The organism is Arthrobacter sp. D2-10 (genome assembly GCF_054161285.1).
Map to the genome: position 1 here is coordinate 3,231,567 of NZ_CP096431.1, position 18,850 is coordinate 3,250,416.

Here is an 18,850-nt window from a genome sequence, read left to right on the forward strand (position 1 = left end):
TCTGTCTAATGAAAGAGTAGGGCTAAACCGCGAGACGCGTCAACCGTCCCAGAGCACCCCGGCGGACAGAATTGGCCCTTAGCGTCACCTCCACCCCTTCGGAACGCCAAGGCTGACCCTCAGGGCCACATTTGGGACGTGCGGCTCGGCACCCGATCAGGCGGCGGCGGTTCGAGCGGCCCGGGCGAAGGCACGAAGGATCCGTTCCTTGAGCTTCACCTCGTCAAAAAGGTCCTTCCACTCGATCCGAAGGACCGTCCACCCATCCTCCATCAGCGCCTTCTCCCGGCGTCGTTCCTCGAAGATTGCCTGCTCGGTCGGGCGGTAGTCGAAGTACTTCACCTTGCCGTCGAATTCGAGAGCGACTTTCCGCTCGCGCCACCCGAAGTCGAGCCGGTACTCCCCGTGGCGGGTGTGAACAGCCAGTTGCTGCTCCGGCATCGGCACCCGCATGACCGTCATGGCATGGAGCGCGAGCGTCTCCCCAGGGGATTCGGATAGTGAACTGGCAACCGCCAGCACCTTCCTGGCGCGGTGTATCCCTTTGTGACCGGGACGTTCGCGGACGGCCTTCTCCATCACGGCCCGATCCGCACCGAGCTGCAGCCCATGCTCCACCAGAACCAGCGCCGACTTATGCGGAAGGATCCGTGAGCAGTCGACAACTGTGCGCTCAAGCGAAGTCGTCCGTACGCCACGGATCTCGACGACCTCCCCCTCGGAGAGCCGCGCCTGATGCACCCGAACGTCAGGCGCGCGACTCGCGGATGACAGCGCTGCCTGCTGGGTCACATGGATGAGGGAACCGGCGTTCCACAGGTGCAGACCGTGCAGTCGCGCCGCTGACGTGTGGCTATAGGTTCTCTCTGCGACGGCCGCGGCGGCCGTCACAAGTCGGTGTGCGTAGATCATCTGGATCCCGCGCTCTCCGGCCGACAAGCCGTGCCAGCGGGAATGATGGATATAGCAACCCCTCCGGAGCCGCACGAGTGACCCGACGGCAACCAGTTCTCTTACTTGGGCCGTGGACAAGCCTCGTTCCTTGAGCACGCGCGTGAGCCATAGGGCGTTGCCTGATAACCAGGGAGGTTCTGCCATGACTCAAGGGTGCGCTCAACACCGGCATCGATCAGGCGCACGTCGCGCTATGTGCACAATCCGCCCCTTACCGGCTCGGTGCGCGTCCCAGAAGTGGCCCTCCGCGTCAGAAGCGACCGATTCGAACGAGCAAACCCGTGCCCAACGGCCACTTCTGCGCGATAGCCTTAAGGAGGAGAGGGGATCCAATGAAAAACGCGCACCAGCATGACGAAGTCACGGCGATCATCGAGTGGCCTCGACCGTTGAGCGCGCAGGCGCTGAAAACCATCAAGACAGTGCTTCTGGGCGTCCTGGTGGTCACCGCACTCGTGCAGATCGTGCCGTTCCAGATGCTTGGCGGGCTCGCCAATCACCTCTTCACCATCCTCCTGATCCTCTCCTGGGCAGGGCCCGCCCGCCGGTTCTTCCGGCAACGTGCTGACCGATCCAGCACTGGCGGATCCAGCACTGACGAATCAAACACCGACGGACCCAACGGGGAACGCCGCGACGGGCCCTCTGAGGACAGGTAAGGCCTCAGGGAACGAGCAGCTCCGCGACCGTGACTGGCCCCTCAAGCACTAGCCGAACCACCGAAAGCGTTGCGCCGGAACGGCACGTGAGCGGAACTTCCACATCACCGGAGTACCCCGCCGCAACATCGGCGGCTCCCACTTCCCGCCAGGTACCCGCGGGCCCGGGCACCTGAATCCGCAGCACGCCACCTCCGCTGCGCACCACGCGAACCGAGACCGACGACGGCGCTGACCCGTCCCAGCCGCGGTAGGTCAGCGTGCCGCGCAGGAGGGCCGGGTCGGCGACGGTCACTGCGGTTCCCCGTAGCGGAGTCTCGGGAACCAGCAGGGCGTTGGCCGATTCGTCGAACAGTTCGGCCCGGGTCCATGTCCCGCGCTTGCGGAGTGGGCTGCCCACACCGTCCACCTCCAGGGAGACGGCCAACGGCAGGTCCTCAGCGGAACGCCCGATCAACAGGTCATAGGACCCGGGTTCCACCACCATTCGCTCCGCGGTAAGGCTATAGGTCGCGAGCTTTTGTTCGTCCACGGGAAGCACGACGACCGACCGCTCTCCCGCCTGCAAGGACACCCGGGAATGGGCGACGAGCCGCCGTCGCGGGTAACCCGACCGCTCTGAAGTGGCGTACACCTGCACCAGCTCGTGAACCTGCCTGTCCCCGGCGTTCCGCACGGTGACCTCCAGGGAGCCGTCCATCAGCTCCGCCGACTCATACTCCACAGGTGCGTAACCCAGCCCGTGCCCTACCGGATAGAGCGGTTCGGCCGTGCTGTAGTGGTAGGTCGATCGTGAGCTGATGATGTCGTAGTCGAGGATGTCCGCGAGGTCCGCGTCCCGCGCCCACCACGTCTGCGGCAGCCGTCCGGAGGGCTCACGGTCTCCGCTCAACACGTCCGCAACGCCACGCCCGAGCTCCTGCCCGCCATGCGAGGACCAGACAACTGCCGGTGTGTCCGCAAGCTCACCGAGCGCGTAGGGATAGGACGAAACGATCAGCAGCACGGTTCGGGGGTTCGCCTCGCGCACCACGCGAATCAGCTCCTGCTCACTCTGCGGCAGGTCCAGTGTGGTGCGGTCCAGGGTTTCGCGCCCGCCCAGGTGCGGATCATTTCCAACGACGACGACGGCGACATCCGCCGATGCTGCTGCCTGACGTGCCGCTTCGGTTCCTGAACGAAGGGTCCGCGGCATGAAACGGTCGGCGTCCTGCTCGGTGCCGGTGACCAACGCGGCGCTGCCTGTGCCTTCTTCGACCCGGACCCACTTCCCGGACGCGACATGGCGCAGCGCAACCGAACCATCGACCGAGTGGTGCAGCGCGAACGTTTCCTGTACCACCCATCCGCCGACCCGGTCAGCGGATGCGCGGAGATACCCACTGTCCCCGGAGACGAAGCGGCCATTCAGGGCGGACCGGAGGGTGCACTCGCCGTTGCCCCAGTCCTTGAGAACGAAGGTGTCGGCAGACTCCGGCCTCATGGAGCAAGCCGTCACCGCAGCTGTTCCTTCGGGAACGCTCAGGTAGGCGTTGGTCCGTATGCTACGGAGCGCCACCAGATCAAGCGCTTCCTCCGGCACGACTGTGCCGTAACGCTCGGCGAGCCCTTCGGCCACGCTGACGGGGTTCACCAGGGTTCCGCTGTACCAGTCGGCGAGCACGTCGGACCCGAGGGAGCCGAGCACTGCCACCGTACCCGGGGAATCCCCCAACGGGAGAATGGAACCGCCGTCGCCTGAGGCCTTCGACAGAACGCGGGCGTTGCGAAGCACAACCACGGACTTGCCCGCGGCCTCCCGGGCCAATTCCGCGTGATCGTCCGTGAGTAATGCCTCGGAGGAGATGCCGCCGTACACACCGCCGTCGGGCAGGAACTCGCCCGTGCGTTCACGCAGGGTGAGCAGGCGGAGGACTGCCGCGTCGACATCGTCCATGGACATCAGTCCGCGAGCCAGCGCCTCTTCAAGATAGGCGATCGAGGGCGCAGGATCGTCACCGTCGTCAGTGAAGCTGTCTACGCCTGCCCGCAATGCGGCAGCATAGGCGGACGGTCCGTCGTCGAAGTATTTCTCCGCCGTGAAGAGGGACGAAGGCGCTCCGGCGTCGGTCACGATCGCGACCGAATCGCCGTTGCCCCAGCGCCGCAACTGGTCCGCCACAAGGTCCGAAACGTGGGCGGGCCGGCCGTTGACCAGGTTGTAGGACAGCATGACGGCGCCTGCTGCACCGGACTCGACGGGCAGGCGGTAGGCGGGGAGCTCGTACTCATTCAGTACACGCGGCGGCAGTTGGCTTGAGGTGACGTTGCGGTCGCGCTCGTTGTTGTAACCGAGGAAGTGCTTCAGCGTGGGAAGGGTGAGCCACTGCTCGGCGTGGTCGCCCTTCAGGCCTTCACAGTAGGCGGTTGCCAGCAGGGCTGTGAGCCCGGAGTCCTCGGAAAAGCCCTCCTCGTTCCTGCCCCACAGCGGGTGCCGAAGCGGGTTGACGACCGGCGCCCAGACGTTGAGGCTCACGGTCGGGTCGCCGGCCTTTTTCGCCCGCATCTCCAGGCCGACCGCGCGCCCCACCCTGCGCAGAAGGTCCTCGTCCCAGGTGGCCGCCAGCCCCACCGTCTGCGGGAAAACCGTCGCATCACCGAGCCAGGCAACGCCGTGCGCCGCCTCCGCACCCGTGTGGAAATACGCCAGGCCAACCTCTGGAATGGCGGGTGAATGCTGATGGAGCAGCGACACCTTTTCGCTCTGGGACAGGAGGGCGAGGATGCTCTCTGCGGTGCGGGCGGCAAGACGGGTTTCGCTCACGAAGAAGTTCCGATCACTGGGGAGGATTGTTTAAGCGCTTGCACAGCGCTCTTCGACCCCCATGCTGGCATCAACCGCTGTGATAAGCAACACAATTCGGTCTTGTCCGAAACAGAAACATGCCCTACGGTTGGATCAATCGAAGCGCTTCGACGAATCGGGTAGTCCGACGTCATAGTTCGATAACCAACCATGCAAGCGCCGTCCAAGGCGCGCCTGGACACAAAGGAGTGCACCATGCCAAACAGTTCACACGGCACCGACCTTCAAGGCGTTGCGCTGGGCCGCAAGCCGCTGGGCCGCCGGTCCTTTCTCGGCCTGCTGGGGGGAGCCGCCTTCTTCGCAGCCTCCCCTACGCTGCTGACCGCCTGCAGCACCGGCACATCCGCTCCACAGGCAACGACGGCGGGCGGTCTGGCTGAATCGGTTGCGAAGCTTGTGCCCGACTACATCCCCATGAACCTGGTGCAGCCGGACATTCAGGGCGTCAAGGGCTCTACCCCCGGGTTCACCACCATTCCCACTGAACTGGTCAAGTCTGTCAGCAAGGTGCCGGGCAGCGGCGGCACCTACACGGCAATGTCGCCGGCGTGGTGGGCCATCCCCCGAGGCTTGCCCGACAACGCGTACTACCAGGCGGTCAACGAGCGGCTCGGTGCCACCATCAATTTCCAGGCAACCGACGGCAACACCTACGGCGACAAGATTCAGACTGTACTCGCCTCACCGCGTGACGTTCCTGATTGGGTGGTCATCCCCTCCTGGAACATTCCGCCCCGTTTCGGCCAGGCAGCCAAGGGATTGTTCACTGACCTGGCGCCTTACCTCGCCGGGGACAAGGTGAAGAAGTATCCCAACCTCGCGAATATCCCGACGGCGGCCTGGAAGTACAGCTGCTTCGAGGGCGGTCTGTACGGGCTGCCCATGCCCACCCCGCTGGTCAATGACGCATTCTTCTACCGCAACGACCTGTTCGACGAGATGGGCCTGGAGCAGCCGAAGACGGCGGACGAGTACATCGCCATAGCCAAGGAAGTCACCGATCCTTCCAAAAACCGTTGGGGATCCGAGGACGTTTGGAACGGTGCCCAGCTCATGCACGGGGTGGTCCCGAAGTGGAAGCTCGTCGACGGCACACTCGTGAACAAGTTCGAGACCGAGGAATACCGCGCCGCCCTCGAGTGGATCATCAAGCTCTTCAAGTCCGGTGCAGTGCACCCCGACGCGGTTGCCGGCAACGCACAGCAGGCCAAGCCCCGCTTCGAGTCCGGGGCCACTCTGATGACGACCGACGGCGTGGGCGGCTGGCATGAGGCCCTCGGCCGCGTCCTGCCCACGAACCCGGACTTCGATATGCAGCCCATGGACTTCTTCGCTCCCGACGGCGGTGACCCAGTACTCTACAGCGGCCAGCCCGCCGGCATTTTCAGCTTCATCAAGAAGACCGAGGACACCGCGAAGATCGAAGAGTTGCTGGCTCTGGCGAACTTCATAGCTGCCCCCTTCGGCACCGAGGAAAACCTTCTCATCAACAGCGGCGTCGAAGGCAAGCACTTCGAGCGCGATGCCCAGGGCATCCCGCAGATGACCGATCTCGGCCGCCAGGAAGTCACCAGCACCTACCAATTCCTCGTCAGCCCGCCGACGGTCAATTCCCACGTCCAGTACCCCGGGTTCGTCCAGGCGAAGACCGAGTGGGAAGCGCGGCAGGCGCCGTTCGTGCAGGAAGACGTCTTCTTCGGAATGCAGATCCAGGAACCGCCGCAGTACGGATCGTTGAGCGCACCCTTTGACGATCTTGCCAAGGACATTGCCCGCGGCCGCAAGGGTCTCAAGGACCTGGACTCCGAGATCGAAACCTGGAAGCGGAACGGCGGCGAGAAACTTCGTGAGTTCTATGCCGGGTTCCTGACCGCGTAGCTCCACCGCCATGACCACGACTGACTTCACCCGCCGCGGGCAGCAAGCGCCGGCGAACACGAACGACGACGGCGCCGGCTCGCCTGCCCCGCTGCCGGTCCGCCGAAAGCAAGGACTGCGGGCCCGCTTCCGGCGTGACCGGTCGCTTGTTCTGATGGCGCTTCCCGCCGTCGTCCTTCTGGTGGTTTTCGCCTACGTGCCGCTCCTCGGCAATGTGGTCGCCTTCCAGAGCTACTCGCCCTTCATCGGTATCCCAGCCAGTCCCTGGGTGGGTTTGGAGAATTTCGCACGCGTATTCGGGGATCCGAACTTCTGGAATGCCGTCAGGAACACGCTCGTGATCACCGGGTTCCAGCTGGTGTTCTTCTTCCCCGTGCCGATTGCCCTGGCGCTCCTGCTGAACTCGCTGCTTCGTCCGGCGATGAGGGCAACGATCCAGGCCATCGTCTACCTCCCGCACTTCTTCTCGTGGGTGCTGGTGGTCTCGGTCTTCCAGCAACTGCTGGGCGGCGCAGGGCTGCTAAGCCAGATGCTGCGGGCCAACGGGTGGAACGGCATGGACATCATGACCAACCCCGACACCTTCCTCTTCCTCATCACGTCGCAGGCGGTCTGGAAGGACGCCGGGTGGGGCATCATCGTCTTCCTGGCCGCCCTGGCAGCCATCGACCCGGAGCAGTACGAGGCTGCCGCGGTTGACGGCGCCAACCGCTGGCGCAGGATGTGGCACGTCACCCTCCCCGGGCTGCGGTCGGTCATTGTCCTGCTACTGATCCTTCGCCTCGGCGATGCGCTGACTGTCGGGTTCGAGCAGATGATCCTGCAGCGCGACGCCGTGGGCGCCGAAGCCGCCGAGGTGCTGGACACCTTCGTCTACTACACGGGCATCCAGAACGGCGACTGGAGTTACGCGGCTGCCGCCGGACTCATCAAGGGCGTCATTTCGCTCGGTCTCATACTCGCTGCGAATAAAGTGGCGCATCTCTTCGGTGAAAACGGGGTGTATTCCAAGTCATGACAACCATCATCAAGCCAGCCCGGTCCCGCCGGACCGGCACCTCAAGACCCGCCTGGGAAGAAGAACCGGGAATCGCGGCGAAGGCAGGCAAGGGGTTGCTGCTGTTCCTGGTGGTTCTGGCGGTTCTCGGGCCGCTGTACACCATCGTCCTCACCAGCATCTCCTCGCAGGGCACCATCACCCAGGCCGGCGGACTCGTTCTTATCCCGGGAGAGATCTCCTTCGACGCGTACCGCCAGATCCTCAACGGCGGAGTGGTGACGCGCGCTGTGCTGGTGAGCGTCGGCGTCACCGCCGTCGGGACGCTGCTCAGCATGGTGGTGTCGATCCTGTGCGCCTACGGCCTCTCGAGGCCCGGCTCCTTCGCCCATACACCCCTGCTGTTCACCCTGCTCATCACCATGTTCTTCAGTGCCGGAATGATTCCGTCCTACCTCCTGGTATCAGGACTGGGTCTCATCAACTCCTACTGGTCACTGATCCTTCCGAGCGCGGTGTCGGTCTTCAACATCATCATCCTGCGCGGATTCTTCATGGGCATCGACCGGGGCATCCTCGACAGCGCACGGATTGACGGTGCCAGCGAGTGGCGCATCCTTGCCCAGATTGTGCTTCCGATGTCGAAGGCGGTGACGGCCGTCATCGCACTGTTCTACGGCGTCGGCTACTGGAACGCTTTCTTCAACGCGGTGCTCTACATCAATGACAGCGCCAAGAACCCGCTACAGGTGGTCCTGCGCTCCTACGTGCTGCAGGGCGTGTCGGTACCCGGGCAGATTGATGTTGGCCAGGGCGTGGCCCCCTCGCTTGCCCTGCAGATGGCTGTCATCGTGATCGCGATGGTTCCCATCCTCATCGTCTACCCGTTCGTGCAGAAGCACTTCACCAAGGGCGTCATGATCGGTGCGGTGAAGGGATGACGCGGGACACCGGCCCGCGGTCAACGGGCGCTCGTGGTTTCCCGCTGCACCAGCTTGGGAACGATCAGCCGAACCTCCACCGGCTTGTCCGAGTTGAGCCGGTCCATCACCATTTCGACGGCGGCCCTGCCGATGTCGTGCGCGGGAATGGAGACAGCGGTCCACGGCTTCGCTGCGGCGAGCGCCACGTCCTCCGGGGCGATCGCCACCACCGAGATGTCCTCGGGAATCCGCAGGCCCCGGGAGGCCAGGGCCTCGTGCAGGAGCGGCAACAGCCCCTCGTTGTGCACTACGAGCGAGGTGACCGGAGTGCGGCCGTCGTTGTTGATCAGCGCGTCGAGCGCTTCGGCGAGAGCCGGGACGGTGGCCTCGCAGGCGCGCAGCACGGAGGCTACTCCGGCGGCCTCGCACGCCTCAGAGAATCCTTTCCGGGCTCGGTCGGCGTAGGTCGCGTGACGCTCAAGGGAAGCCTGCGGGGAACCGATGAAGCCGATACTGCGGTGGTTCAGCTCGACGAGGTGGCGCACCGCGGTACGGGATGCTCCCGCGAAGTCGAAGTCAACACAGCTGAGCCCCTGCGGGTCATCGGGCAACCCGATCAAAACTGCGGGCTTCCGCAGTTTGGCGAGGAGCGGAATGCGGGGATCGCGTGCCTCGATGTCCATCATGAGGAGCCCGTCCACCATCGACTGGGACGTAACCCGCTCAAGACCACCGGCGTCGTCCTGCGTCAGGAGAAGGACGTCCTGGTTGTAGGTGCGCGCAGTGGTGACCACCGCTGCCACGAACTGCATGACGACGCTGACGTTCACGTCCGCGCGAAGCGGCGCCATCAGGCCGAGCACGTTCGAGCGATTGGAGGCGAGCGCTCGGGCCCCCGAGTGCGGGCTGTAGTTGAGCTTCCGGATGGCATCCTGGACGGCCAGCCGGGTCTCCTCGGAGATGGTTCGCTTACCGCTCAGCACATAGGAAACGGTGCTCAGCGAGACGCCCGCTTCCCGAGCGACATCATTCATGGTGGCCACGTTTCCCATCCTAGCTTCGACGACCTTCGATCCATAGCAGCGCGGAGGATCGGCTCGAAGACCCGAAGCGCTTCGACTGCCCTGCACTCTTGCCCGCACGAAACGTAAAGGAACAGCATGAAATTCACTGACGGGTACTGGATGTACCGTAAAGGGCTGACTGCCCTCCACCCGCGCGACATTGCCGACGTCGTTTCCACCGATTCCGGCCTGGAGGTCTACGCCCCCACCCGGCCGATCAACGCCCGTGGAGACGCGTTGAACTGCCCCCAGCTGACGGTCTCCTTCAGCTCTCCCCTCGAGGGTGTCATCGGAGTGACCATCGAGCATTTCCAGGGCGCGCTGGATCCCGGTCCCCGGTTCGAACTGCAGGAGGCGCATCCCGCCGTCGACGTGTCCATCGGTGAGACCCACGCGACCCTGACGTCGGGTGCGCTCACCGCGTCGGTCAGCCTCAGCGGTGACTGGGGAGTCGACTTCACCGGCGACGGAAAGCCGCTCACCAGTTCTGTCCCTCGCAGCGTCGGGTTCATTACCGACGACGCCGGACGCTTCTTTGTGCACGAACAGCTCACCCTCGGTGTGGGCACCAACGTGTACGGCCTGGGCGAGCGGTTCGGTGCCTTCGTGAAGAACGGCCAGTCGATTGACGTCTGGAACGAGGATGGCGGAACGTCCAGCGATCTGGCCTACAAGAACGTCCCGTTCTTCCTCACCAACTCCGGCTATGGCGTGTTCGTGAATCACCCCGAGCGGGTATCGTTCGAAATCGGCTCCGAGGTGGTCTCCCGTGCACAGTTCAGCGTCGAGGGGCAGAAGCTTCAGTACTTCGTGATCTACGGCCCCTCGCCGAAGGAGATCCTCCGGCGGTACACGGAACTGACGGGCCGCCCCGCTCGAATTCCTGCCTGGTCCTATGGCCTGTGGCTTTCCACCTCATTCACCACGGACTATGACGAGAAGACGGTCATGTCCTTCATCGACGGCATGGCCGAGCGGAACCTACCCCTCTCTGTCTTCCACTTCGACTGCCACTGGATGCGGGCATTCCACTGGAGCGACTTCATCTGGGACCCGGAGACTTTCCCGGACCCGGAGGGTATGCTCCAGCGCCTGCACGAACGCGGCCTCAAGGTCTGCGTGTGGATCAACCCGTACATTGCCCAGCGCTCCCACCTGTTCCGGGAGGGGCAGGAACTCGGTTACCTCGTGCGCAAGGCAGACGGGTCAGTGTGGCAATGGGATCTCTGGCAGGCCGGAATGGCTCTGGTCGACTTCACCAATCCCGACGCTGTCCTCTGGTATCAGGACAAGCTGCGCGCATTGCTCGGGCAGGGAGTTGACTCCTTCAAGACCGACTTCGGCGAGCGCATCCCCACGGACGTCGTCTGGCATGACGGCTCGGACCCGCAGCGCATGCACAACTACTACACCCAGCTCTACAACGAGGCCGTGTTCCAGCTCCTCGAGAAGGAGCTCGGCGTCGGTGAAGCGGTCCTGTTCGCGCGGTCCGCGACTACCGGCGGCCAGAAGCTCCCCGTGCACTGGGGCGGAGATTGCGAGTCCACCTTCGCTGCCATGTCGGAGTCCCTCCGCGGCGGTCTGTCGCTCGCCTCGTCGGGCTTCGCCTTCTGGAGCCACGACATCGGAGGGTTCGAAGGCACACCGGAACCGGAGATGTTCAAGCGGTGGATCGCCTTCGGGCTGCTGTCATCCCACTCGCGGCTGCACGGCTCAAACTCCTACCGGGTCCCGTGGCTGGTCGATGAAGAGTCCGTGGACGTACTGCGCCACTTCACCGAACTGAAAATGCGCCTCATGCCCTACCTTGCCGGCGCGGCCGAGGAGGCTTACTCCTCAGGCACCCCGCTCATGCGGCCGATGTTCCTCGAATTCCCGGACGACCCGGGGTGCGCCCACCTCGACCGGCAGTACATGCTCGGAAGCAGCCTCCTGGTTGCGCCGGTGCTGGAGGCCGGTGGAAAGCACTCCTTCTACGTCCCCGAGGGAGAGTGGACGCACCTTGAATCAGGTGAAACCTTCGAGGGGCCGCGGTGGCACAGCCGTCCCTTCTCGGTGATGGAGGCGCCGGTCTTTGTTCGGCCGGGAACGGTGCTGCCGGTGGGCACCGTCTCGAATCGGCCCGACTACAACTGGGCCACCGACGTCGAGTTCAGGGCGTTCGCCGCGGAGGGACACCGGTCGGTCCTGGCTATCCCCTCGCCCGACGGCTCGTTGATCTCCTATGACGTGACAGTCGCGGACGGGAAGGTGAGCGCCGTCGTCGTCCGTTGATCTCCCTGATCGGCGCTATTTCCTGATCGCCACCGACTCCGCCATGAACTCGGCAACCACCTGCTGGGAGATCGCGACGTCGAGGACGAACACGCCGTCGTCGTGGGTCGCCAGCCAGTCGGCGAGTGTGGAAAGGTCCGCGAGCGAGTGCGCCTTGATGCCTTCAGCACCGAGTGCCCGCCCGACGGCGGCGAAGTCCACTTCATCGATGAGCATCGCCTGGTTGTGGAGCCCCTTGGCCGCGTATTGATGGAGTTCAGCGCCGTAGGCGGAGTCGTTCAGCACGATCAGGACGCCCCTCCGGGTGGCGCGGAGGAAGGTCTCGAAGTCAGCCAGCCCCATCAGGCCGCCGCCGTCGCCGCTGACCAGGACGGTGGTGCGCTCCGGTCGGGCGACCGAGACGCCGGCGGCGGACCCGAAGCCCATGCCGATGGACTGGAAGGCCGTGCCCACCAGGATCATGGCGTGCGGATCGGGCACCGAGAGGTACATCGGGGCCCAGCCGATGAAGTGTCCGCCGTCCATGACTACGGACCGCTCACGGGGAAGTATGTGCTCGAGCGCCGCGACCACCGCGCGGGGGTTGAGCCTGCCGTCCGGTGCGAACTCGACCGGGTCTTCGATTGGTGCGGATGAGCGGAACTCCTCCCCCGCGACTTCCGGGATGCTTTCACGCCAGGTGCTCTCCGCAGGCTGCACGAGCTGCAGCAGGGCTTCGGCGAACGGGCGGATGTCGGACCGGATGTAGTCCACGACGATCGGATGGCGCTCGTCCGGTTCGTTGTCCACGCGGATGATCCGCGTCTCCGGTGGGAAGAGCGTTCCGTAGCGCGTCTGGAAGATGTTCATGCTGGCACCGACCACCAGCACGACGTCGGCCTGCCGCGCCACCTCGAGGCGGTGGCGGCGGGTGAAGCCGCCCGCGACGCCCAGATCCCATTCGCTTTCGAACGCGTTGATCGCCATCACGGAGGTCATGAACAGCGCACCCAACCGGTCGCCGATGTCCCGCAGCGGGGCAGCGGCACCGGCGAGGACCACGCCGCGGCCGGCAATCACGACGGGCCGCTTCGCTGAGGCGAGGAGTGCGGCCACCCGCTCCAGGTCGGCTTCCTGCGGGGGCCATGCTGCCTTGGCGGGTAACGGCTCCAGCGGCTCGGCATCGGTGAGCGGTTCGGTGGCAAGGTCGTATGGGATGGCGACGATCACGGGCTGCACCGTCTGCAGCGCCAGGTCGAAGGCCCGGTGCGTGATCGCTGCGGCATTGCCCGGATGAGCTACGAGCGTAGTCACTCCGACCGCCTTAGCAGCTTTGGGCTGGTCAATGTCGAAGTTCCGGAAGCCACCGGCAGGCGCATCCCCGACAACCAGCACCAGTGGAATCCGGGCGATGCGCGCCTCAGCGAGGGTGGTATAGGCGTTGGTGAAACCCGCACCGTAAGTGGTGGTAGCTGCGGCTACCCCGCCGGTCGCCCGGTGATAGGCGTCCGCCATGGCGACGGTCGCGGATTCATGACGGGCTGAGGTAAATGGGAAGCCGCTCCGTGTGAGCCTGCTGATGAAGTGGGCGTTGCCGTTGCCCATCAGCCCGAAGAGATGGCCTGCCCGCTCTGCGACGGCGTCAGCAACGGCCGCCGATACATGGCCTTCGTCCGGAAGCTTTTGCGCCCCGGCCGTGGGTGGAACGTGCGTACTCGCGCTCGTCATAGTCCTCTGCACTCCTTCGTGTCGTCGTGAATAGGGTATGTGATTCACGGTGCACCGATGACTTCGCCGGCTTGCCCGCGTCTATAAGGCAAACCACAACGGTTGGACGAAGGAAAGGAAGATTGCGATGAACGGCACCTCAGCACCCGTTACCGGCTACGCCCCCGTCAACGGGCTGGACATGTACTACGAGATCCACGGTGGAGGAGGCGATGTTCCGCTTCTCCTCCTCCACGGCGGACTGTTCAACATCGACCTGCAGTTCGGTCAGCTCATCCCTGATCTGGCGAAGACACGCAAAGTCATTGCCGTGGACTTCCAGGCACACGGACGGACAGGCGACATCGACCGTCCGCTGACCAGCGCGGGCCTGGCGTCCGACGTCGTCGGGCTCCTCCGCCATCTGGGCATTCCGCAGGCGGATGTTTTCGGTTACAGCGTGGGCGGGGCAGTGACCATTCAGCTCGCCGTCGAGTACCCCGAGGTTGTTCGCAGGATCGTGACCTCCTCGGTGTCGTTCGACCCGAGCGGTGACAGGTCGGAGAACCAGGGCGCTATGGAGGAGATGACCGTGGACATGATCGCGGGCACGCCGATGGAAGCGGACTACCTCGCGAAGTCACCGACTCCTGACAGGTTGCAGGACCTGTTGAACAAGCTGGTGCGCTTTGACGACGGCGCCTCCGGTTGGAGCGAGGACCAGATCAAGGCCATCGAAGCACCAACCCTCATCACGGTCGGTGACTGCGACATGGTGCGCCTCGAGCACGCTGTCCGGTTCCTTCAACTGCGCGGCGGTGATGTGAACGGCGACTTCGAGGGCGTACCTGCCTCCCAGCTCGCCGTGCTTCCCGGCACCACGCACTTCTTTGGCCTCAGCCGTCCGTCGCTGGTGCTTGAGCTGGTAGTCCCGTTCCTCGATGCGCCGATGCCCGGAACGGAACCGTCGACGCCGTTGATGTCCTGAGGACGGCTAGCTCCGGCGCACGAGCGCATACCCGAACGGCTCAAGGTGGACTTTGTCCACGGAGTCACCGTCCACGGAGTCACCGCCCACGGAGTCACCGCCCAGCAGGTCAGTTCCTGACACCTCGATGGCGACGGCGTCGGCACCGTGGTTGATGAGCGTTACCACGTCACCGCGCTGAGCAACCTCCACCAGCTCGGGCAGTCCCTCAAGTACGGGCACGACGCCGGCACCTGCGAACACGTGAGCGCTCACCTGGCGTGCGCCGTCGTCGTCGGGCACCGTTGCGAGGTAATAGGCGCGCCCGGCGCCGGCCGTGCGGCCGGTGAAGGCGGGCAGTCCCTCGGTCCGGCCGCCGCTGAAGCTGCCAAGCACCTCCGCGTCGACGGCGGCGATCTCCTCGGCGAGATACAGTCCGTCGAAGGAATCGGAGCCAAGGGAAACCGGCGCGGTCTGCTGGCCGGGCGAGCTGGAAGAAGGCGGCACAAGCGCGCCGAAGTCCTCGAGCGTCACGCCGAGCAGCGGCCCGAGCTGGGTCAGGTAGCCGCCCTCGCGGAACCGGTCATACTCGTCCACAACGTCGCTGAACGCGGTCACCAGCAGGTGCCCGCCGTCCGTAACGAACCGGGTGAGGTTCGCGGCGCCGTCGGACGTCAGCAGGTAGAGCTGCGGCGCGACGACCACGGAGTACTGGGCCAGATCCGACGTCGGCTGCACGAAGTCGACCTGCACGTGCTGACGGTGGATGGCGTTGTACCAGCGCTGGACGCATTCGACGTAGTCCAGGACAACCGGGTGATCGGGGTTCTCGATGGCCCACCAGTTCTCCCAGTCGAAGACGATGGCGACGCGGGCGTCCCGCGAGCCGGCAGGAAGCGTCGGCAGGGAGGCGAGTTCCTGTCCCAACTGGACAACCTCGCGCCACGTACGGGTCGATGTGCCGGCATGCGGGAGCATCGCGGAGTGGAACTTCTCGGAGCCTGCGCGGGACTGTCGCCACTGGAAAAACAGGATCCCGTCGGCGCCGCGCCCGACGCACTGCATGCTGAGGGCCTGCATCTGGCCCGGCGCCTTCGGTGCGTTGGTGGGCCGCCAGTTCAGCGCGTTCGTGGACTGTTCCATCAGCAGCCACGGCTTCTCCGGCTTCAGCGAGCGGATGAGGTCGCGCTGGAACGCCCCGGCGCGGAAGCTCTCGGCCTCGTTCGGATCGGGGTAGCAGTCATCGGAAATGACATCCATCTCCGCGGCCCACTCCCAGTAATTCGCGGGCTTGAACGCACCCATGAAGTTGGTGGTGACCGGCTGGGTGGCTCCGGCGGCGCGGATGATGTCCCGCTCCATCCGATAGCACTCGAGCAGCATGTCGGAGGTGAATCGGCGGAAGTCGAGCAATTGCCCGGGATTGTGGCTGTAGGGCGCCTTGCGCGGGGGGAAGATGTGGTCGAAGGACTCGTAGTGCTGGGCCCAGAACCAGGTGCCCCAGGCAACGTTCAACTCTTCGAGGGTGCGGTACTTGCGCTTCAGCCAGCCGCGAAATGCATCACGGGCCGAGTCGGAGTAGTCCAGGTTCAGGTGACACCCGTACTCGTTGTTCACATGCCACAGGACCACTGCGGGGTGGTCCTTGTACCGCTCGGCCAGTCGCTGCACGAGTGCGGAGGCAAGCCTCCGGTACGACGGCGACGACGGCGCGTAGTGCTGGCGGCTGCCATGCCAGTACGGTGCGCCGTTCTCATCTGCGGCCTGGATGTCGGGATAGGCGACGGTCATCCACGGCGGTGGTGACGCCGTCGCGGTTGCGAGGTCGACGGCGATTCCGGCCTCGTGCAGCATGCCGATGATGCGGTCAAGCCACTCGAAGTCGTAGACGTCCTCCGAGGGCTGGATCCGCGACCACGCGAAGATGCCGAGACTCACCATCGTGACCCCGGCATCGCGCATCCGCTCGACGTCTTCCGGCCAGACCGATTCGGGCCACTGCTCAGGGTTGTAGTCGCCGCCGTAGTGCACGGTTGATATTCCTTTCGATGTGGGAAGGTTCTAGCGCCGGGTGACGTTCTTGCGCTCGCGTTCCTTCACAACGAGCACGGCAAAAACCAGACAGCCCATTCCGGGCACAATCAGCGGCGGCAACTGCCAGGTCACGACGACGGTCAGCGCCAGCGCGACAAGCAGAGGCAGGATCGCTCCGGCGTCGGAAACGAAGGCCTGGACACCGTCACGCACAGCCTGCCGCCAGCCCTTCTCGAGACTCCAGCGGACAGCCGACTGCAGCAACGTGACCGCAAGTGCTGCCAGACCAAACAATCCGACGGCGAACACCGCCTGCCAGCCGGGCAGCACCTGGGTGCCGGCGAGGAGCAGGTTGAAAAGTAGGACTGCGGCGAGCGCCACCGCTCCCACGCCGACGATCCAGCCGGTTCGCAGGGCGGACAGGTAGTCCTGCCACCACTGTCCGACGGTGGACCGTTCCGCCAGCAGGTAGCGGTGCAGGTGCCGGGTGGAGGCCGCAACCGCGGCCGGGAGTGTGATCAGCAGGAGTCCGCCGACCACGGTCAGTACACCCATCCACAGCACTTCCGCGAACAGCGCGAACTTCCCCTCGGCACCCGGCCACTTGAGCTGGGTGCCGTCGGGAAGGGGGCGCCTTTGGCGCCTTTCGCGCTGTCCGCGGGGTGTCATCCCTTCAGACCCTGGGTGGCGACTCCGTCGACGAGGAACCGCTGGAAGATCACGAAGAACAGCATCACAGGCAACAGGGCGAGGACCGAGATTGCCACGGTGGCCCCGTAGTCGGAGGCGCTGGACTGGTCATTGAAGACTCGCAGGGCCAACGGCAGCGGGTAGTTCTCGGGCGAGTTCAGGTAGAGCAGAGGCCCGAGGAAGTCGTTCCAACTCCAGATGAACGCGAAGATCGAGGAGGTGATGAGCGCCGGCTTGATGAGCGGGAGGGTGATCGACCAGAAGATCCGCCAGTGACCACAGCCATCGATGCGGGCAGCTTCGTCGAGTTCCTTCGGCAGGTTACGGATGAACTGGACCATCAGGAAGACGAAGAACGCCTCGGTTGCCAGGAACTTGCCGACCAGCAGGGGGAAGAACGTGTCAACCATGCCCAGGTTCCGGAAGATCATGTACTGCGGGATGATCAGCACGTGGAACGGCAGCAGCAGTGTTCCGATCATCATCGCGAAGAACAGCGGGCGGCCCTTGAAATCAAGACGGGCGAAGGCGTAGGCCGCCATCGACGAGGAGATGACCGTACCGATCACCGCGCCGATACCGAGGATGGTCGAGTTCCAGAAGAACTTCCAGGTGGGAATGCCTGCCACGCCCTCCATGACCTTCACGAAGTTGTCGAAGGTGGGGTTCTCGGGCAGAAGGCTCTGGTTCGAGCCGAACTCGGCGTTCGGCTTGAAGGATGCCGAAATCATCCACAGGAGCGGATAGAGCACGACGGCGGTAAGCAGGACGATCCCGACGATCCACGCTACTGTCGCTGCAGTCTTGCGGGGGGTCTGAGGGCGCTTCCGGACCGGGCGGACCGGGGAACCAACGGAGTTAGTCGCTGATTCGATATTTGCAGTGGTCACTTTGTGTCACCTCCGTAGTGCACCCAGCTCTTGGAGGTGCGGAAAAGAATGAACGCGAGAATGCCGACGGCAATCAAGAGAACCCAGGCCATCGCGGCGGCGTAGCCCATCTGGTTGTTCGTGAAGGCGCGGGTGTAGAGGTAGACGGTGTAGAAGTTCGTCGCACCCGCCGGTCCGCCGCTGCCCGAGCCGATGATGTAGGCGGAGGCAAAGATCTGGAAGGCGTTGATCATCTCAAGCAGCAGGTTGAAGAAGATGACTGGAGAGAGCATCGGCAGGGTGACGCTCAGGAACTTGCGCCAGGCCTTTGCACCGTCCACGGATGCTGCTTCGTAAAGCTCTCCCGGAATCTGCTTCAGGCCGGCCAGGAAGATGACCATGGGGGCACCGAACTGCCACACGGCCAGGAGGATCATCATCGGCATGACCAGGGCCGGTACTCCGACCCAGCCGCCGAGGTTGATGCCGAACAGGTTCAGGCCGTTGTCGATCGGACCATTCGTGGAAAACATTGCCCGCCAGACGATCGCAATGCTGACCGATGCTCCGATCAGGCTTGGTGCGTAGAACGCCGACCGGAAGAAGCCGGTGCCCTTCGACTTGAAGTTCAGCAGCATCGCGACGCCAAGCGCCGCGGCCAGCTTGATCGGCGTGCCGACCAGCACGTAGATCAGGGTGATCTGGACAGAACCCCAGAAAACGGTGTCGCCTGCCATCCGTTCGAAGTTGCCCAGCCCGGTCCATTTCGGAGCGGTGAAGAGGTTGTAGTCCGTGAAGGCGAGGTAGAGCGAGAAGAGCATGGGGCCCAGGGTGAGGGCGAAGAGCCCGATCAGCCATGGGGTGAGGAAAAGGTAGCCGGCGAGATTGTCCTTGCCGCCCTTGCGTTTGGGCTGACCACCCGTCCGGCGGTTGCCCGCCGGACGGGTGCCGGGTTCGGCGGTAGTGCGGGTGTTTACTGGCGCGTGCGCCGATCCCGTTGTCATGAACTG

The 18,850-nt window shown here is 64.5% G+C and carries 14 protein-coding genes; 6 read left to right on the forward strand and 8 right to left on the reverse strand.

Annotated elements, in window-relative coordinates:
- Positions 1-156 precede the first annotated feature (156 nt).
- Complete coding sequence (locus M1D74_RS15130; protein ID WP_458115839.1) at positions 157-1,098, reverse strand: type IV toxin-antitoxin system AbiEi family antitoxin domain-containing protein; 942 nt, start codon at positions 1,096-1,098, stop codon at positions 157-159.
- A gap of 188 nt (positions 1,099-1,286) precedes the next feature.
- On the opposite strand from M1D74_RS15130, the gene M1D74_RS15135 reads away from it, so the two are divergent.
- Entirely contained in the window at positions 1,287-1,613 is a 327-nt protein-coding gene (locus M1D74_RS15135) for a hypothetical protein (RefSeq protein WP_458115840.1), read from the forward strand.
- Between the two features lie 4 nt (positions 1,614-1,617).
- Here the strand turns inward: M1D74_RS15135 and M1D74_RS15140 are convergent, their stop codons facing one another.
- The gene (locus tag M1D74_RS15140; protein WP_458115841.1) at positions 1,618-4,416 is read right to left on the reverse strand and encodes a glycoside hydrolase family 3 C-terminal domain-containing protein; all 2,799 of its coding nucleotides are present in this window, start codon (positions 4,414-4,416) and stop codon (positions 1,618-1,620) included.
- Between the two features lie 237 nt (positions 4,417-4,653).
- Between M1D74_RS15140 and M1D74_RS15145 the strand changes: the two genes are divergently transcribed.
- From M1D74_RS15145 to M1D74_RS15155, 3 genes are read left to right on the forward strand one after another with little or no spacing between them, the layout of a single operon-like run.
- On the forward strand, positions 4,654-6,336 hold the full coding sequence (locus M1D74_RS15145) for an extracellular solute-binding protein (protein WP_458115842.1): 1,683 nt from the start codon (positions 4,654-4,656) through the stop codon (positions 6,334-6,336).
- Positions 6,337-6,346: 10 nt separating this feature from the next.
- The gene (locus tag M1D74_RS15150) at positions 6,347-7,354 is read left to right on the forward strand and encodes an ABC transporter permease (RefSeq protein ID WP_309070207.1); all 1,008 of its coding nucleotides are present in this window, start codon (positions 6,347-6,349) and stop codon (positions 7,352-7,354) included.
- Positions 7,351-8,274: a carbohydrate ABC transporter permease gene (locus M1D74_RS15155; RefSeq protein ID WP_309070208.1), complete on the forward strand. Its 924-nt coding sequence runs from the start codon at positions 7,351-7,353 to the stop codon at positions 8,272-8,274. Before M1D74_RS15150 ends, M1D74_RS15155 begins: the two co-directional genes overlap by 4 nt.
- Positions 8,275-8,294: 20 nt before the next feature.
- Here M1D74_RS15155 and M1D74_RS15160 read toward each other — a convergent pair whose 3' ends face one another.
- Positions 8,295-9,308 (reverse strand): LacI family DNA-binding transcriptional regulator, encoded by a 1,014-nt coding sequence (locus tag M1D74_RS15160; protein WP_458115843.1) that lies wholly within the window; start codon positions 9,306-9,308, stop codon positions 8,295-8,297.
- Positions 9,309-9,416: 108 nt separating this feature from the next.
- On the opposite strand from M1D74_RS15160, the gene yicI reads away from it, so the two are divergent.
- Positions 9,417-11,594, forward strand: a complete 2,178-nt coding sequence (gene yicI, locus M1D74_RS15165; RefSeq protein ID WP_458115844.1) for an alpha-xylosidase — start codon at positions 9,417-9,419, stop codon at positions 11,592-11,594.
- Positions 11,595-11,609: 15 nt separating this feature from the next.
- Here yicI and M1D74_RS15170 read toward each other — a convergent pair whose 3' ends face one another.
- Positions 11,610-13,301 carry a thiamine pyrophosphate-binding protein gene (locus M1D74_RS15170; protein WP_458115845.1) on the reverse strand — a complete coding sequence of 564 codons (1,692 nt, stop codon included), beginning with the start codon at positions 13,299-13,301 and terminating at the stop codon, positions 11,610-11,612.
- 127 nt (positions 13,302-13,428) lie between these two features.
- On the opposite strand from M1D74_RS15170, the gene M1D74_RS15175 reads away from it, so the two are divergent.
- The gene (locus M1D74_RS15175; RefSeq protein ID WP_309070211.1) at positions 13,429-14,268 is read left to right on the forward strand and encodes an alpha/beta fold hydrolase; all 840 of its coding nucleotides are present in this window, start codon (positions 13,429-13,431) and stop codon (positions 14,266-14,268) included.
- Positions 14,269-14,274: 6 nt separating this feature from the next.
- On the opposite strand, the gene M1D74_RS15180 is transcribed toward M1D74_RS15175, so the two are convergent.
- From M1D74_RS15180 to M1D74_RS15195, 4 genes are read right to left on the reverse strand one after another with little or no spacing between them, the layout of a single operon-like run.
- Entirely contained in the window at positions 14,275-16,278 is a 2,004-nt protein-coding gene (locus tag M1D74_RS15180) for a beta-galactosidase (protein WP_458115846.1), read from the reverse strand.
- A 30-nt stretch (positions 16,279-16,308) separates the two neighbouring features.
- On the reverse strand, positions 16,309-16,950 hold the full coding sequence (locus M1D74_RS15185) for a hypothetical protein (protein ID WP_309070213.1): 642 nt from the start codon (positions 16,948-16,950) through the stop codon (positions 16,309-16,311).
- The gene (locus M1D74_RS15190) at positions 16,947-17,861 is read right to left on the reverse strand and encodes a carbohydrate ABC transporter permease (protein ID WP_309070214.1); all 915 of its coding nucleotides are present in this window, start codon (positions 17,859-17,861) and stop codon (positions 16,947-16,949) included. Before M1D74_RS15190 ends, M1D74_RS15185 begins: the two co-directional genes overlap by 4 nt.
- Positions 17,858-18,844: a carbohydrate ABC transporter permease gene (locus M1D74_RS15195; protein ID WP_309070215.1), complete on the reverse strand. Its 987-nt coding sequence runs from the start codon at positions 18,842-18,844 to the stop codon at positions 17,858-17,860. Before M1D74_RS15195 ends, M1D74_RS15190 begins: the two co-directional genes overlap by 4 nt.
- Positions 18,845-18,850: the final 6 nt, after the last annotated feature.

Excerpts from the sequence above, each read along its gene's own strand:
- M1D74_RS15135 (WP_458115840.1), top strand. The coding sequence starts at position 1,287 with ATGAAAAACGCGCACCAGCATGACGAAGTCACGGCGATCATCGAGTGG.
- M1D74_RS15160 (WP_458115843.1), bottom strand. The coding sequence starts at position 9,308 with ATGGGAAACGTGGCCACCATGAATGATGTCGCTCGGGAAGCGGGCGTC.
- M1D74_RS15155 (WP_309070208.1), top strand. The coding sequence starts at position 7,351 with ATGACAACCATCATCAAGCCAGCCCGGTCCCGCCGGACCGGCACCTCA.
- M1D74_RS15145 (WP_458115842.1), top strand. The coding sequence starts at position 4,654 with ATGCCAAACAGTTCACACGGCACCGACCTTCAAGGCGTTGCGCTGGGC.
- yicI (WP_458115844.1), top strand. The coding sequence starts at position 9,417 with ATGAAATTCACTGACGGGTACTGGATGTACCGTAAAGGGCTGACTGCC.
- M1D74_RS15175 (WP_309070211.1), top strand. The coding sequence starts at position 13,429 with ATGAACGGCACCTCAGCACCCGTTACCGGCTACGCCCCCGTCAACGGG.
- M1D74_RS15130 (WP_458115839.1), bottom strand. The coding sequence starts at position 1,098 with ATGGCAGAACCTCCCTGGTTATCAGGCAACGCCCTATGGCTCACGCGC.
- M1D74_RS15195 (WP_309070215.1), bottom strand. The coding sequence starts at position 18,844 with ATGACAACGGGATCGGCGCACGCGCCAGTAAACACCCGCACTACCGCC.
- M1D74_RS15185 (WP_309070213.1), bottom strand. The coding sequence starts at position 16,950 with ATGACACCCCGCGGACAGCGCGAAAGGCGCCAAAGGCGCCCCCTTCCC.
- M1D74_RS15170 (WP_458115845.1), bottom strand. The coding sequence starts at position 13,301 with ATGACGAGCGCGAGTACGCACGTTCCACCCACGGCCGGGGCGCAAAAG.
- M1D74_RS15150 (WP_309070207.1), top strand. The coding sequence starts at position 6,347 with ATGACCACGACTGACTTCACCCGCCGCGGGCAGCAAGCGCCGGCGAAC.